13 protein-coding genes are annotated in these 15,643 nt (G+C 30.1%); all 13 read left to right on the top strand.

Going from position 1 to position 15,643, the window contains the following annotated elements; all coding sequences use genetic code 11:
- The first annotated feature begins 386 nt into the window (after positions 1–386).
- The 13 genes from ychF (at position 387) to pyrE (ending at position 15,262) form a co-directional block, all read left to right on the top strand.
- Positions 387–1,484, top strand: a complete 1,098-nt coding sequence (ychF, locus tag ACJDTP_RS01500) for a redox-regulated ATPase YchF (protein WP_406760278.1) — start codon at positions 387–389, stop codon at positions 1,482–1,484.
- A 306-nt stretch (positions 1,485–1,790) separates the two neighbouring features.
- A complete protein-coding gene (locus ACJDTP_RS01495; protein ID WP_406760277.1) occupies positions 1,791–3,605 on the top strand; it encodes a tetratricopeptide repeat protein in 1,815 nt (604 codons plus the stop codon).
- 68 nt (positions 3,606–3,673) lie between these two features.
- On the top strand, positions 3,674–4,651 hold the full coding sequence (locus tag ACJDTP_RS01490) for a type I phosphomannose isomerase catalytic subunit (RefSeq protein WP_173711178.1): 978 nt from the start codon (positions 3,674–3,676) through the stop codon (positions 4,649–4,651).
- Between the two features lie 333 nt (positions 4,652–4,984).
- Positions 4,985–5,845 (top strand): undecaprenyl-diphosphate phosphatase, encoded by an 861-nt coding sequence (locus ACJDTP_RS01485; RefSeq protein WP_406760276.1) that lies wholly within the window; start codon positions 4,985–4,987, stop codon positions 5,843–5,845.
- A 600-nt stretch (positions 5,846–6,445) separates the two neighbouring features.
- The gene (locus ACJDTP_RS01480) at positions 6,446–7,543 is read left to right on the top strand and encodes a 6-phosphofructokinase (protein WP_077839576.1); all 1,098 of its coding nucleotides are present in this window, start codon (positions 6,446–6,448) and stop codon (positions 7,541–7,543) included.
- A gap of 94 nt (positions 7,544–7,637) precedes the next feature.
- Positions 7,638–8,414, top strand: a complete 777-nt coding sequence (locus ACJDTP_RS01475) for a serine hydrolase (protein WP_077839575.1) — start codon at positions 7,638–7,640, stop codon at positions 8,412–8,414.
- A 538-nt stretch (positions 8,415–8,952) separates the two neighbouring features.
- Positions 8,953–9,879, top strand: coding sequence for an aspartate carbamoyltransferase (gene pyrB, locus ACJDTP_RS01470; RefSeq protein WP_078116444.1), 927 nt, complete (start codon positions 8,953–8,955; stop codon positions 9,877–9,879).
- A gap of 1 nt (position 9,880) precedes the next feature.
- Positions 9,881–10,312, top strand: coding sequence for an aspartate carbamoyltransferase regulatory subunit (locus ACJDTP_RS01465; RefSeq protein ID WP_078116443.1), 432 nt, complete (start codon positions 9,881–9,883; stop codon positions 10,310–10,312).
- 19 nt (positions 10,313–10,331) lie between these two features.
- The gene (locus ACJDTP_RS01460; RefSeq protein ID WP_078116442.1) at positions 10,332–11,528 is read left to right on the top strand and encodes a dihydroorotase; all 1,197 of its coding nucleotides are present in this window, start codon (positions 10,332–10,334) and stop codon (positions 11,526–11,528) included.
- A 397-nt stretch (positions 11,529–11,925) separates the two neighbouring features.
- Positions 11,926–12,798, top strand: a complete 873-nt coding sequence (gene pyrF, locus ACJDTP_RS01455; RefSeq protein ID WP_078116441.1) for an orotidine-5'-phosphate decarboxylase — start codon at positions 11,926–11,928, stop codon at positions 12,796–12,798.
- Positions 12,799–12,833: 35 nt separating this feature from the next.
- Positions 12,834–13,577 carry a dihydroorotate dehydrogenase electron transfer subunit gene (locus tag ACJDTP_RS01450; protein ID WP_103698176.1) on the top strand — a complete coding sequence of 248 codons (744 nt, stop codon included), beginning with the start codon at positions 12,834–12,836 and terminating at the stop codon, positions 13,575–13,577.
- 21 nt (positions 13,578–13,598) lie between these two features.
- Positions 13,599–14,495: a dihydroorotate dehydrogenase gene (locus ACJDTP_RS01445; RefSeq protein WP_103698177.1), complete on the top strand. Its 897-nt coding sequence runs from the start codon at positions 13,599–13,601 to the stop codon at positions 14,493–14,495.
- A gap of 92 nt (positions 14,496–14,587) precedes the next feature.
- Positions 14,588–15,262 carry an orotate phosphoribosyltransferase gene (gene pyrE, locus ACJDTP_RS01440; RefSeq protein WP_103698178.1) on the top strand — a complete coding sequence of 225 codons (675 nt, stop codon included), beginning with the start codon at positions 14,588–14,590 and terminating at the stop codon, positions 15,260–15,262.
- Positions 15,263–15,643: the final 381 nt, after the last annotated feature.

Genomic DNA, 15,643 nt, shown 5'->3' with positions numbered 1-15,643 from the left:
AGATAAAATTCAATTGAAGATATTGAATAAATGATTAACCAAGTATAGTATTTGAACATTGGGTAGGAATAACCGTGGTAAATTATATATAATTTTAGTTCAAAAGGAATACTTGCATATATGTCGCTTATCAGGTAAATCATATAATTATTTAAACGTAAGTTTATGGGAAATTAAATATTTATAATATAGATATAATTAGTTTTTTTACATTACTATTAAGTGCAGTATCTTTGCATATAATTTTTCTATGGTAATTGATTATTACAGATGCCTGAATATGCCTTTTGTAATAATATAAAGTTGAAATAAAAAAGGTTCTAGAGTATAATTTTTAAAGGTATATTAAAAGTTAGAAGTTAAAAGTGAGAAAGGAATGTACATAGATGAAATTAGGTATGGTAGGTTTACCAAATGTAGGTAAAAGTACGTTGTTTAATGCAATAACAAAGGCTGGGGCTGAATCAGCTAATTATCCATTCTGTACAATTGAGCCGAATGTTGGTGTAGTAAGTGTTCCAGATAAAAGATTAGACGTTTTAGAAAAAATGTATAATACAAAGAAAAAGGTATATACAGCAATAGAATTTTATGATATAGCAGGATTAGTTAAAGGGGCTTCAAAGGGTGAAGGTTTAGGAAATAAGTTTTTATCTCATATCAGAGAAGTTGCAGCAATTGTTCATGTTGTAAGATGTTTTGATGATGGAAATGTTGTTCATGTTGAAGGTTCTGTTGATCCTATAAGAGATATAGAAACTATAAATTTAGAATTAATTTTTTCAGACTTAGAAGCTTTAGAGAGAAGAATGGAAAAATCTATAAAGCTTGCAAGATCTGGTGATAAGACTGCTAAATTTGAATATGGAGTAATGGAAAGAATTAAAGAACATTTAGAAGCAAACAAACCAGTTAGAACTTTAGAAGTTACTGATGAAGAAGAGGCATTTATAAAGAGTTTATTTTTAATTACTTCAAAGCCAGTTCTATATGCTTGTAACATCTCTGAGGATGATGTTATGGAAGATAATTTTGATAATGATTATGTTAAAAGAGTTAAGGAATATGCAGCTAGTGAAAATTCAGAAGTTATGGTTGTAAGTGCTAAAATTGAAGAAGAATTATCAGGTCTTGATGATGAAGAAAAAGCTGAAATGTTAGGTGAATATGGTTTAGATGAATCAGGATTAGATAAATTAATTGAAGCTAGCTACAAATTACTTGGCCTTATGAGTTTCTTAACAGCCGGAGTACAAGAAGTAAGAGCTTGGACAATCAAAAGAGGAACTAAAGCACCAGCAGCGGCAGGTAAGATTCACTCTGATATCGAAAGAGGATTTATAAGAGCAGAAGTGGTTTCTTATAATGATCTAGTTGAATGTGGTTCAGAAGCTGCAGCTAAGGAAAAAGGTAAGTTTAGACTAGAAGGAAAAGACTATATAATGCAAGACGGAGATGTTGTTAACTTTAGATTTAATGTATAATTATCTAAAAAATAGCATTTAAAGCGTAAAAAAGAGCAGGATTAAAATCTTGCTCTTTTTTAGCAATAAGGAGAGTACAAAATATTAATGATATAGGAATATTTAAAGGCAGAAAATTTAATTCGATATTGTATTAAAAACTTTAATCTAGTAGTTTATTGATTTAAAATGTAAAAGTTTTAATATATTTATGAATATATAGTTACAATTTAATGAATGTTAGTCAAAAAGTAGATTTTTATATCAAAGTTTGTTAAAATAGAGGACAAGTATGAATTGATTATAAAAGTAAGGTGTGATTTATTCGTGAAGAAATCAGTTATAGAGTATATAAACGATTTTAAAAATAGCAAATATTTTACGTACATAAATGATTTGAAAAAAAGTAAGTATTTTAGATACATAAGCGACCTCAAGAAAGACAGATATTTTACTCCACCTGTAATTATAGTAATTTGCCTAAGTGCAGTTATGATAACCAATGTAATCTCTAAATCTAGAATTGAGTCATCAAAAGATAAGCTTACTATTGCAGCTAACAGTGCTGAAGAGAATTTTTATAATGATAAGTATGATGCTGCGATTGAAGAATATAATAAGTATCAAGAAAAAGATGAATGGCCAATATGGAATTTAAAGATTGCAGAAATTTATTCTGTAAAAGGAGATTTTGCAGATTCGAATGAGCTTCTTACAAAAGTTTATTTAGCTAGAAATAAGATAGTTGATGGTAAAAAGCAAAAAAATATAGATAATTTTGAGTCTAAAGATAGAGAACTTACAAATTATATAGTGTTTACGTCTTTTATGAACGGAGATTATGATAAGGCTTTGCAATATGGTGAATTGTTTTTGATGGATTATCCAACAGATAAGAATTTGTTAAAAACAATGTTTACTATTTATATGGCAAATGACAAGAAAGATAAAATGAAAGAAATAATTGATAATTATCCAAAAGATGATGAAAATGCATCTGATTTGGCAGATTTAGCTAGAATGAATATGATGATGAATAATTTAGATCAAGGACTTTTATTATTAAAAGATGCATGGCATAAAGATAAAAATGAAGTGAAGGTTTTTGATGTAATAACACAAATTGCGGAATATAATAAGAATGACATTTTAAATAAGATTTCAGCACTTGAGAAAAAAGATTCAGGTGAACTTGCGTATAAGATGTGGCAAGCAGAGATTTACTCTAAGGATAAGGAATCGGCTGAAAAAGCTAATAATTTAATTAGTGAGTTAGAAGGTAAAGATGTTGGAAGTATAAATTTAGCACTTATTAAATCTAACACATATCAGAATTTAGGTGAATCAGAAAAAGCAAGAGATGTTATAAATGAAATGATAAAGAATGATCCAAACTCATTCATAGGATATCACGCAATGTCATTGGAAGATTATAGTGATGAAAATTATGATAATGCACTTAATAATTGCGAAAAGAGTATATCTCTAAACAAAGACTATGCAGATAACTATGGATTCTTGATGCCAGAGATAATGGAGAAACAAGATAAGAGTGAAAATGCAGAGCCGTATTTTAGAACTGCTTTATATAAGGAACCTTTTAATTATAATATATTAATTAAATTGGCAGAGTATTATGGAAATACAGTTAAGGATAGTTCTAGAGCATTATATTATTATACCTTAGCATCTAAAATGAATCCTAATGATGCAGAAGTATATTATAATATGGCATTAATTAAAGTGGCAAATCAAAGACAAGACGAAGCTATAGATTTATTGAAAAAGAGTATAGCAATAAATTCAAAAGAAATTAAATATCATAGGGCGCTAGGAACTGTGTATTTAAATAAAGAAAAAGGTGAGGATGCTCTTAAGCAAATAAGAGCGGCATATGCTATTGATAAAAATGATATACTAACACTAAATAATGCTGGATGTTATTATGTAGCTATAGAAGGAGATTTAAGCAGAGGGCTAGTTAATTTTAAGGCAGCATATGATGGCATAAATGATAAAACAAGCGAAGAGGATAAAGATACAATAAGCGAAAATTATAATAGAGTAAGGAATTTATCTGATGCATATAATAAAAGAAACGGGGCAACATTAAAAATACCAGATTTAAAATTATTTTATTAAGATAATTATTTATATAATATAAACTTGGAAACAAGTATAAAATAGTCATTTGATAGGGGGAGAGTAGTATGTATCCAATTAAGTTTGAAAACCTATATTACGAGAGAATATGGGGTGGAAAACACCTAGAGAAATTTAGAAATAATGTTCCAGAAGGTGTAATAGGAGAAAGTTGGGATATAGCTTGTCATAAAAATGGGACTGGTAAAGTAGAAAATGGAGAATTAAAAGGTAAAACATTTGATGAAATAATAAATCTATATGGAGAAAAACTTTTAGGTACTGAAATAAGTACTAAAGAATTTCCACTTTTAATTAAACTAATAACAGCAGAAGATAAACTTTCAGTCCAAGTCCATCCTGATGATGAGTATGCAAATAAGGTTGAAAAAGATTCTGGAAAGACAGAAGCTTGGTATGTAGTTGATGCAGAAGAAAATGCTTCATTAATAGTGGGAACAAAAGATTGCGATAAGGAAAAATTTAAAAAAGCAATAGAAGAAGGGGAATTAGATAAGTATTTAAATAAGATTCCGGTTAAAAAAGGCGACTTTTTCTTTGTGCAAAGTGGATTAGTTCATGCTATATGTGAAGGGGTATTAATTGCTGAAATTCAACAAAATAGTGACACCACATATAGAGTTTACGACTATAATAGAGGCCGTGAAATTCATGTAGAAAAGGCATTAGATGTAATAGATTTTTCTCTTAAAGGGGAGAATTCAAAAGGAATTCTAATTGAGAGAGATGGGTATGATAAATCATATCTTTGTTTAGACGAATATTTTACAATACAAAAATATAAAATTACTACATCTGTAAAAGAAAAGAGCGATGAGGAAAGATTTTATTTATTTACATGTGTTGAAGGAAATGGTGTAATTAAATATAGTGGTGGAGAAGAAAAAATACTTATGGGAGATAGTATCTTCATTCCAGCAGCTCTTGGAGATTACGAATTAGTTGGTAATTTTACAGTACTAAAGAGCTACGTACCAAACATAAAAAATGAAGAAAAAAGCATAATGAGTGTAATAGAGAAATAATTATAATAAAGATTAAGGGGGAACTATTAAGTTGCTCCTTAATTGTTTGAGTAACTTGTAAAATAAGAATTTGATTAAAAAATAGTCATTATATTTATATATTGAAATAATAAATTGTGTTTAGGATTTTATAAGCATTAAAATTGGACAAGGCATTATTTATCTTAGAGATAGGGAGCAAAGTAAATTTAGGTGAGAGTGAAGAGAACTATAGTGGATTTATAAAAAAATTAATAAATTTTTAATATGAAATAAAGCCTAATAGGTTTAAAATATATTAATATGGTTAAAAAAGTAAATAACTAAACAAAAAAGAAAGAGAGTGAAAATTAAGTGGGATTGGATATTTTATTTATAATCAAAGCTATAATAATAGCAATAGTTGAAGGATTAACAGAATTTATTCCAGTGTCATCAACTGGACATATGATACTGGCTTCAAGCATCATTAATTTTAAAGGTGACTTTGTTAAAATGTATGAGGTTGTAATTCAGTTAGGGGCAATATTAGCTGTTGTTGTTTTATATTGGAAGAAGATAAAAGACAGCGTAATTGAATTTTTCAGATATATATTTACAAGAGGAAAAGAAGGTAAAACAGGCTTTAACTTTGGTATAAATGTAATAATAGGATGCATACCAATGTTGATAATAGGATTATTATTTTATAAAAAGATAAAAAGTTTATTTAATCCTGAAGCTGTTGTTATAGGATTTATAGTTGGAGGTATTCTATTAATAATAATTGAAAACATGTTTAGAAAAAGTAACAAGCATGCAACAAAGAGTTTAGATAGTATAACTCCAATGCAAGCTCTAAAGGTAGGAGTATTACAAGTACTTTCAGTATGGCCAGGAATGTCAAGGAGTGCATCGACTATTATGGGAGGATGGATTGCAGGCCTTTCAACACCAATAGCTGCTGAATTTTCATTCTTTTTAGCTATTCCAGCTATGATAGGAGCATCTGCAAAAGATCTTATGGAATTTGATTATTCAGGAATGAATATGACTTCATGGATTTCATTAGTAGTAGGTTTTATTGTGGCATTTGTAGTGTCGGTCATTGTTATGGATAAATTTGTTTCTTATTTGAAGAAAAGACCAATGCGTGTATTTGCAGTGTATAGAATAGGTGCAGGTATAGTATTTGGAATACTTATGTTCTTTGGTTTTTTAAATTTCACATTATAAAAAGAAAGAGTTGGATTAGCTGCACGCTAATTCAACTTTTTTTATAAAAAAGAATTAAATTTAACTGATAAAACAAATAAGTGTATTTAAATAGTAAATTTATATTTATCATTTAAATACGTTAAGAGTTTAATTGGGATTAAAATGTAGAAACGCAATTAAGCATATATGCTAGAAAGAAACGTAAATAACGATAACACTTAAGATTAATTATTATAAGAAGTTAATTATAAGCTAATAGTTAATAATCTACGGAATTTATTAATAAAAATAGAAATAACACTTCTAAATATTAATTTATAAAATATAATACTTAATGTAAGTTTGGGTATAGTAATTAATGTAGGTAAAATTCAAAATAGTCTTTCTTTAGAGTAAGCTTGGATCAAAATTCCTAGGAATAATAATGAATATTTAAGAGAAACGACTAAATATTAAAATTAAAAATTTCAATTCTTATTTAAAGAATGAATATATTGTAAATTAATACTTTTCATAAATTAAAGTTTGTGATATTATTAAGTAAATAGTCAGAAAATAATGATAATTTAATCGGAACAATAATTTCCAATGAAGATTATGGTATAGGGGGATTAGAAGATGTCCAAAGATATTAAAAAGATAGCTCTATTAACTGGAGGAGGAGATTGCCCAGGCTTAAATGCAGTAATAAGTGCAGTAACGAAATCAGCAATTTTAAATTATGGATATGAAGTTATTGGATATAAATTCGGTTACAGAGGATTATATAACAATGATTTTATTTCATTAGATTTAGGAGCTGTATCAGGCCTTATATCAAGAGGAGGAACAATTCTTTATAGTTCAAATAAAGATAATTTGTTTGATTACTCAGTAGAAGAAAATGGTCAAATAGTAAAAAAAGATGTATCAGATGTAGCAGTTGAGAATTTGAAAAAAGAGGGTGTAGACGTTTTAGTTGTAATTGGTGGAGATGGAACATTAACATCAGCTAGAGATTTTTCGAGAAAGGGAGTAAATGTTATTGGTGTTCCAAAGACCATAGATAATGATTTAGGGTCAACTGATGTAACGTTTGGCTTTAATACAGCTATAGGTATAGCAACAGAAGCATTAGATAGACTGCATACAACTGCAGAATCTCATCATAGAATTATGATTTTAGAAGTTATGGGAAGGAATGCAGGTTTTATAGCATTGGAATCAGGAATAGCTGGTTCAGCAGATGTTATACTACTACCTGAAATTCCATATGATATAAATAAAGTTGTAGAAAAAATTGAAGATAGAAAAAAACATGGAAAGTTATTCACTATAATTGTTGTAGCAGAGGGTGCAAAACCTAAGAACGGCGATGTTATAGTATCTAAGATAGTTGAAGATAGCCCAGATCCAATTAGACTTGGTGGTATTGGAAATAAGATAGCTGAAGATTTGGAAAAGTTAGTTAAAGATAGAGAAGTTAGATGTACAGTTCTTGGTCATATTCAAAGAGGTGGAACTACATCAACATATGATAGAATATTATCAACAAGATATGGTGTTGAAGCAGTAGAGCTTATTAATAAAGGTAAGTTCGGAAGCATGGTATGCTTAAAAGGTAATGAAATTACTTATGATAGTTTAGAAAATGTCATTGGTAATAACAAAAAAGTAGATCAAGATGGAGAATTAGTAGCTGTGGCTAAGAGAATAGGGATATCATTTGCCGATTAGTTAACTTAATATGAGTACTAAATTATACTAGTAATTTAGTACTCATGAGATACCTAATGACATTTAGTAGTATTTTTAGAAAGCGGTGGGTATTATGAAAGAAATAAAAAGATATTTAGAGTCTAGAATAGGAACATATTCATTTTTCTTTGAGGATTTAGAAAGTGGTTTTAGTTATGGATACAATGAAAATGTTCAAATGACAAGTGCAGGGTGCATGAAATTGCCGATAGCAGTATCTATAATAAAGCATGTTCAGGAAGGAAACAGTACATTTTTAGATAAAATAAAAATTGAAGAAGAAGATAAAGTTTATGGAACAGGAATACTCCATGAATTTGATAATAGAGAATATACTATATTTGAATTGTTAGTTGCAATGCTTATACAAAGTGATAATACTGCAGCAAATAAGCTCATAGATATAGTTGGTATGGATAAGATAAATGACGATATAGAAGCACAAGGATTGAAAAATACTAAATTAAATAGAAAAACTTCAGATGAAAGAGCTGTAAGTAATGGAATTGAAAATATAACAAGTGCTTTAGATTTATCAAAGATATGGAAACACTTGTATAATTCAAGCTTTTTAGATGAGAAAAATAGCAAAATGCTTATGGATATATTACAAAGACAACAAATGAAAAACAAATTAGCACTTTATATACCTGATGATTTAAAATATGAAATATCAAGTAAGACAGGTGATAAGGCTAGCGTTGAAAACGATACAGCTTTGATCCACTCACCAAAAGGATCTTTTACATTTACTGTTCTTTCAATGGGAATTCCTAATAGCGTTTATGGAACAGTTACTCTTGCTAAATGTGGAAAAATGATGTGGGATAACATAATGAACAACTTTTAGAGACATAATTAATAACTCCTAGAAAACTAGGAGTTATTTTTATAACCTAATTAAAATTTAAACTAATTTAGCTGAAATTTATATAAATAATTTTTATTGACACAACCTCAAAGAAATGGTATTCTTACACAAAGAATAACCTTTAATTTGATTCAGAGAAATCAATAAGGAAGTTATATAATACCAATGATCTAGGATTATTATGCCTTCCTTTATATTAAGGAAGCTTTTTTTATTCTCTAGGAATTTATATTTAAGTTAAATCTGTGGATAAGTTATGAAAAAGACAGATTTAGAAAGCTACGGTTTGTAAGAAGAATAAAAAAGAAAATATATTCGCTTGCATAAAATGTTCTTAAATGCAGCATAGCTGCCAATTCTGATGTGCAGATTTTTCTCACATGCGTTCGAAAAGGCAGATGCGTAAAAAAATCTACGGCTCCACAGTCGCCTGCGATTTTTTTGTTATAAAGAATTAGTATTATATAATTTTTCCCTTTAAATTAACACAGAGAGGTTAAGAAGGAGTGATAATAAAATGATAAAAGATATTAAACATCTAATAGAGCCTATGGATTTTACAGTAGAGGAATTAGATGAAATATTCAATTTAGCACATCAAATAATCGCACATCCAAAAGAATTTTCTCATATTTGTGACGGGAAAATTTTAGCTACATTATTTTATGAACCAAGTACGAGAACAAGATTGAGCTTTGAAGCTGCAATGATGAGACTTGGTGGTAAAATTCTCGGATTTTCAGAGCCGAATTCAACATCAATTTCTAAAGGAGAAACTTTAGCTGATACAATTAAAATGGTATCAATATATTCAGATATAATAACAATGAGACATCCAAAAGAAGGTGCAGCAAAAGTTGCAAGTATCTATTCTAATGTTCCAATAATTAATGCCGGAGATGGTGGGCATCAACATCCAACTCAAACTCTAGCAGATTTACTTACCATTACAAGCTTAAAAAATGGTTTAAACAATCATAAAATCGGAATTTGCGGGGATTTAAAATTTGGAAGAACCGTACATTCGTTAATAAAAGCAATGTCTAGATATAAAAATAACAAGTTTGTATTAATATCACCAAAAGAACTTGCTATACCACAATATATAAGAGAAGAAGTTTTAGCGAAAAATCATATTGAATATATAGAGGTAGAAAAATTAGAAGATGTAATTGAAAGTCTTGATATCTTATACATGACAAGAGTTCAAAAGGAAAGATTCTTTAATGAAGAAGAGTATTTAAGACTAAGAGATAGTTATATATTAGACAGAGCGAAGATGGGTTTGGCTAAAGACGATATGATAGTAATGCACCCGCTGCCAAGAGTAAATGAAATTGCTTATGAGGTAGATGAGGATAGAAGAGCTTCATACTTTAAGCAAGCTGAATACGGAATGTATGTGAGAATGGCGTTAATGATTAAGCTTTTGGGGGTGATGTAAGATGCTTGAAATAACAAGTATTAAGAATGGAATAGTAATTGACCATATCCAAGCTGGAGTTGGAGTTAAAATATTTAAGTACTTAAAACTAGACACTAATGATTGTAGTGTTGCTCTGATAATTAATGCAGATAGTAAGAAGCTTGGAAAGAAAGATATAATTAAGATAGAAAATTGCTTTGAACTTGACTATACTGTTTTAGGCCTGCTCTCACCTACAATAACAATTTGTGAAGTAAAAGATGAAATAATAATAAATAAAGTTACGCCAACGCTACCTGATAAAGTTGAGAATATAATTAAGTGTAAAAATCCAAGCTGCATAACTAGTCAGGAAGAATATGTACCTCATTCTTTTATTTTAGTAGATAAAGAGAATGGAAGATATAGATGTGAATATTGCGATGAGATAACAAAGCTTTCAGAAATTTAGAAGAATTAAGAGGTGTTATATGAAACTGTTAATTAAAAACGCGAGGATAGTAGATGTAACCCAAGATTTTATAGGCGACATCTATATTAAGGACGGGATAATTGAAGAAATAGGGCAAAAGATCTTTAAGAAAGATGTAGAAATTATTGAGTGTGAAGGAAAGATCTTAATGCCATCATTTATAGATACACATGCACATTTTAGAGATCCAGGTCTTACATGGAAGGAAGATATTGAAACAGGATCTAGAGCAGCACTAAAAGGTGGTTATACAGGAGTTTGCCTTATGGCAAATACAAATCCTATATGTTCATCAAAAAAGGTTCTAGAGTATGTAAGAAATAAATCTAAAGATATTAATTTAATAGATATTCATCAATGTTTATCAGTAACAAAGGATTTTGATGGAGTGACATTAACTCATTTAGAAGAGCTTTCAGGTGATAAGGAAATTAAAGCAATTTCAGATGATGGAGTTGGCATATCAAACTCCAATACAATGCTTGAAGCGATGGAAATTGCGAAGAAGAATAACTGGGTTATAATGTCTCATGCTGAAAGTCCTGAGTTCTCAAAAGTAGATATGAGGATAGCTGAGAATATGATGACAATAAGAGATGTAGAATTAGCTAAACTGAGTAAAGCTAGATTACACATGTGTCATGTCAGTACAAAGGAAGCCATAAAATGTATAATTGATGGGAAAGTGAGTGGCGCAAATATAACACTTGAGGTTACTCCCCACCATATTGGTCTAACAAGAGATATAAATGATTATAGAGTAAATCCTCCAATTAGAGAAAAAGAGGATGTAGAGGCAATAATAAATGCTATAAAATTAGGTATGGTTGATACAATAGGAACGGACCATGCTCCACATACAGCAGAGGAGAAGATGAAAGGTTCACCTGGAATGGTTGGAATAGAGACTGCATTTTCAATATGTTATACGAAATTAGTGAAAGAGAACAATATTTCACTAAATAAATTAAGTGAGCTTATGTCATATAATCCTGCAAAGCTTCTAGGAATGAATAAAGGAAAAATTAGCATTGGAGTAGAAGGGGATTTAGTTTTAGTTGATATTGATAAATGCCTAAAAGTGAATCCAGAAGAATTTGCATCAAAGGGTCGGAATACGCCATTTACAGGTATGGAATTCTACGGTGAAATTCTTATGACAATAAAGGGTGGAGAAATTAAGTATACACATTAGAAAAAGGCGCGAAGCGCAATAAAGAACAGTCCACATTAGAAAAAGGCGCGAAGCGTAACAGATAACATTTGATATTAAAAAAAGTGCGCAGCACAAAAGAGGACATTTTGTATTAAAAAAGCACACACATATGAAATATGAGAGAATCGCAATAAAGAACTTTTGGGTGAATTAAGAACATTTCATATCAAAAAAAGCGTACAGCTCGATAAAGAACTTTTAAGCGCAACTATGATTATAAATTAGGAAGCGGACATGTGTAAAATAAGAGTGGCTTAAATAATATCATAAGTAAAAAATAGAGAACATAATTAGGAAAATTATAAGATATGAGTCCCTAAAGGAATTAATTGTGAATTCTGACTGCGGACTAAATAGGGTTGGAGGGAGATTTGAAATGACAAATTACATAATTGATAAATTATACAATAGAGTTGAAGAAAGAGGAGTAGTTTGTGTAGGGTTGGATACTGCATTAAGCTATATTCCAGATCATATAAAAGAAGGCAGAACTGACAGTGAAGCTATCTTTGAATTCAATAAACAAATAATAGATGCGACATGTGATGTATCAGCATGCTTTAAGGTGCAGATTGCTTACTATGAAGCATTAGGATTAGAAGGATTAATTGCCTATAAAAAGACTTTAGATTATTTAAGAGAGAAAGATGAAATTATAATAGCTGATATTAAAAGAGGCGATATAGCAGCGACAGCAACTATGTACGCAAAGGCTCATTTTGAAGGGGACTTTGAGGCAGATTTTATAACGCTAAGTCCATATATGGGAATGGATAGTATTGAACCATACTTGCCTTATTTAGAAAAGGGAAGTAAAGGTGTGTTTAGCTTAGTAAGAACTTCAAATCCAGGTGCAGAAGATATTGAGTATCTAGATACTACTGGAGATAAGAAAGTTTACGAAGTTGTAGCAGATAAAATAACTGAAATGGGGAAAAACTATACTGGAAATTGTGGATATACTGCGATAGGAGGAGTTATAGGTTGTACTTATGTTGAAGAAGGAAAGAAAATAAGATCAAATTATAGCAATATGTTTTTCCTAATACCTGGATATGGTGCACAAGGCGGGAAAGCTGAAGATGTTGCACTATATTTAAACAATGGAAATGGTGGGGTTGTAAATTCTTCAAGAGGAATACTCCTTGCTTACAAAAAAGAAAATAGAGAAAAAGAGTTTGCTTTATGCGCTAGAGAAGAAGCAATAAAGATGAGAGATGCAATAAGAGAAGCAGTGAAGAACGTATAAATTTTATATTAAAGATAACTTAAGGAGGCAGGGTTATGGCTATAACTTACAGAAATGCAAAAGTAGTTTCAAATAAGGAAATCTCGAAAGATATATATAAATTAGTAGTAGAAGATGATGCAGAAATAAAGGCAGGTCAATTTTATATGTTAAAACTAAATGGTGCAACATTTCTGCCAAGACCAATAAGTATATGTGAAAAATTTGAGAATAAACTAACATTTTTATATGCTGTTGTAGGAAACGGAACTAAAGAATTTACAAAGCTAAAAGAAGATGATCAAATAAGCTTAACAGGGCCTCTTGGAAATGGGTTTGATTTAGAGAAAGAATATAACAAGGTAGCACTAGTTTCAGGGGGAATTGGAACAGCACCAATGCTTGAACTAGCAAAGAAATTAAGAAAGAAAAATCCAGATCAAAAGATAGATCTTTATGCAGGATTCAGAGATGATGTTTACTTAATAGATGAGTTAAAGGAATACGTAAATGAAGTTTATATATCTACAAACACTGGAAAACATGGTCATAAAGGATTTGTTACTGAAATTCTAAAACCAGAAGATTACGATACAGTTTTATGCTGCGGACCAGAGATTATGATGAAAAAAGTTATAGATATGTGCAAAGAAAAGAATGTGGCGGTTTATGTATCTATGGAAAAGCATATGGCATGTGGAGTGGGTGCATGTTTAGTATGTACTTGTAAAACAAAAGATGGACATAAGAGAACGTGTAAAGATGGTCCAATATTTGATGGATACTATGTTGAACTATAATAACCAAAGGAGAAGAAGAATATGATGAAAGTAACTATTAATAACGTAGAATTTAAAAATCCTGTAATAGCAGCATCGGGAACCTTTGGTTTTGGTGAGGAATTTAATAATTTTTATGATGTTGGAATTCTTGGTGGAATATCTTCAAAAGGGCTTACAATAAACCCCAAGCAAGGAAATGAAGGGATAAGAGTATATGAAACACCATCAGGAATGATGAATTCAGTAGGATTACAAAATCCAGGAATGGATGCATTTATAGAAAATGAGCTTCCGAAAATGAGAAAGTACGGAACTAATGTTATAGCAAATATTGGGGGAGGATGCTTGGAAGACTATGAAGCTGCTGTAAGGAAAATTGATAGCAGTGATGTTGACATGATTGAACTTAATATTTCCTGCCCAAATGTAAAGCATGGTGGTATGGCTTTTGGGATTAAGTCAAAAGTAGCATATGATGTGGTTAGAGAAATTAAAGCCATGACTAAGAAGCCGTTGATGGTTAAATTATCTCCTAATGCAGAAGATATAGTAGATATGGCTGTAAAGTGCCAGGAAGCAGGAGCGGACTCTATATCATTAATAAATACCTTAAAAGGGATGGCTATAGATGTATATAAAAGAAAGCCGGTATTTAATAATATAACTGCAGGTCTTTCAGGGCCAGCTGTAAAACCAATTGCTCTTAGAATGGTTTATGAAGTGGCTAAGGCTATAGATATTCCAGTAATAGGACTTGGAGGAATATCAAGTGGTAAAGATGCCATAGAATTTATGATGGCAGGAGCTAGAGCAGTACAGATAGGAACGATTAATTTTGTAAATCCTATGGCAGGGAAAGAAATAGTTGAGGAAATGGAAAGTTTCTTGAAGGAACAAGGAATTAAGGATATTAACGAGATTATAGGAATAATATAAATAGATTATAGATCCTAATTACTAATAATGAAAAATAAGCAACTGATAAGTGAATATTAATAATTACAAAGTAGATATTGGAGGAATTTTAAATGAAGGCGTACAAGAAAGAATTTATAGATTTTATGATAGAATGTGGAGTACTTACATTTGGAGATTTTGTTACTAAGAGTGGAAGAAGGACTCCGTTCTTTGTTAATACAGGAAATTATCAAACAGGAAGCCAATTAAAAAGACTTGGAGAATTTTATGCAGAGGCAATAAAAGAAAACTTTGGAGATGATTATGATGTATTATTTGGGCCTGCATACAAAGGAATTCCTCTAAGCGTTACAACATCTATTGCTTTGTCTAGCTCATTTGATATTGATGTAAGATATTGCTCAAATAGAAAAGAAGTAAAAGATCATGGAGATACAGGAATTCTTTTGGGAAGTAAATTAAATGATGGAGATAAAGTATTAATAGTTGAAGATGTTACAACAGCAGGAACATCAATTTACGAAACTATGCCTATCTTAAAAAGCCAAGCAGATGTTAATGTTAAAGGTCTTATAATATCAGTAGATAGAATGGAAAGAGGGCAAGGAGAGCAATCAGCTCTAGCAGAAATTAGAGAAAAATTTGGATTTAAAACTTGTGCTATAGTTACAATGGCGGAAGTTATAGAATACTTATACAATAAAGAGATTAACGGAACTATACTTATAACAGACGAAGTTAAAGGTAGAATTGAAGAATATTACGGACAATATGGTGCAAAGTAAAATTATTGCGAAGCACTCGAAATATAAAAATACTTGCAATTTCATGAATTTTTAAGTTTACTGCTAAGCAACTGAAACGGAATATATGCGTTTGCTCCGGTTCCTTGAAGATTTCGCAAAAACATATATTCCATTTCTGATATTTAGCGTAAATTCAAAGTAATGCATATTTAAGCAAGTATTTTTATATTTCTTTGGCTAGCAATACATTTGGTATAACGCATATAAACTTTAGAGTATAAATTAATTGACATTTTTAATTCCTATTTAATATAGGAGGTATTGTAATTTCTTTAAGATACTATTTGTTAAGTATATATTGTAACAGCAGAACAAAGAAATAGAATACATATATGTGGAGCAGGCATTGAAAAATAAGCT

Source organism: Candidatus Clostridium helianthi, from assembly GCF_045310795.1.
Classification (GTDB): Bacteria; Bacillota; Clostridia; order Clostridiales; family Clostridiaceae; genus Clostridium; species Clostridium helianthi.
Note: the sequence above shows the minus strand (reverse complement) of the source record. Positions and strands in the feature narration are given on the sequence as shown.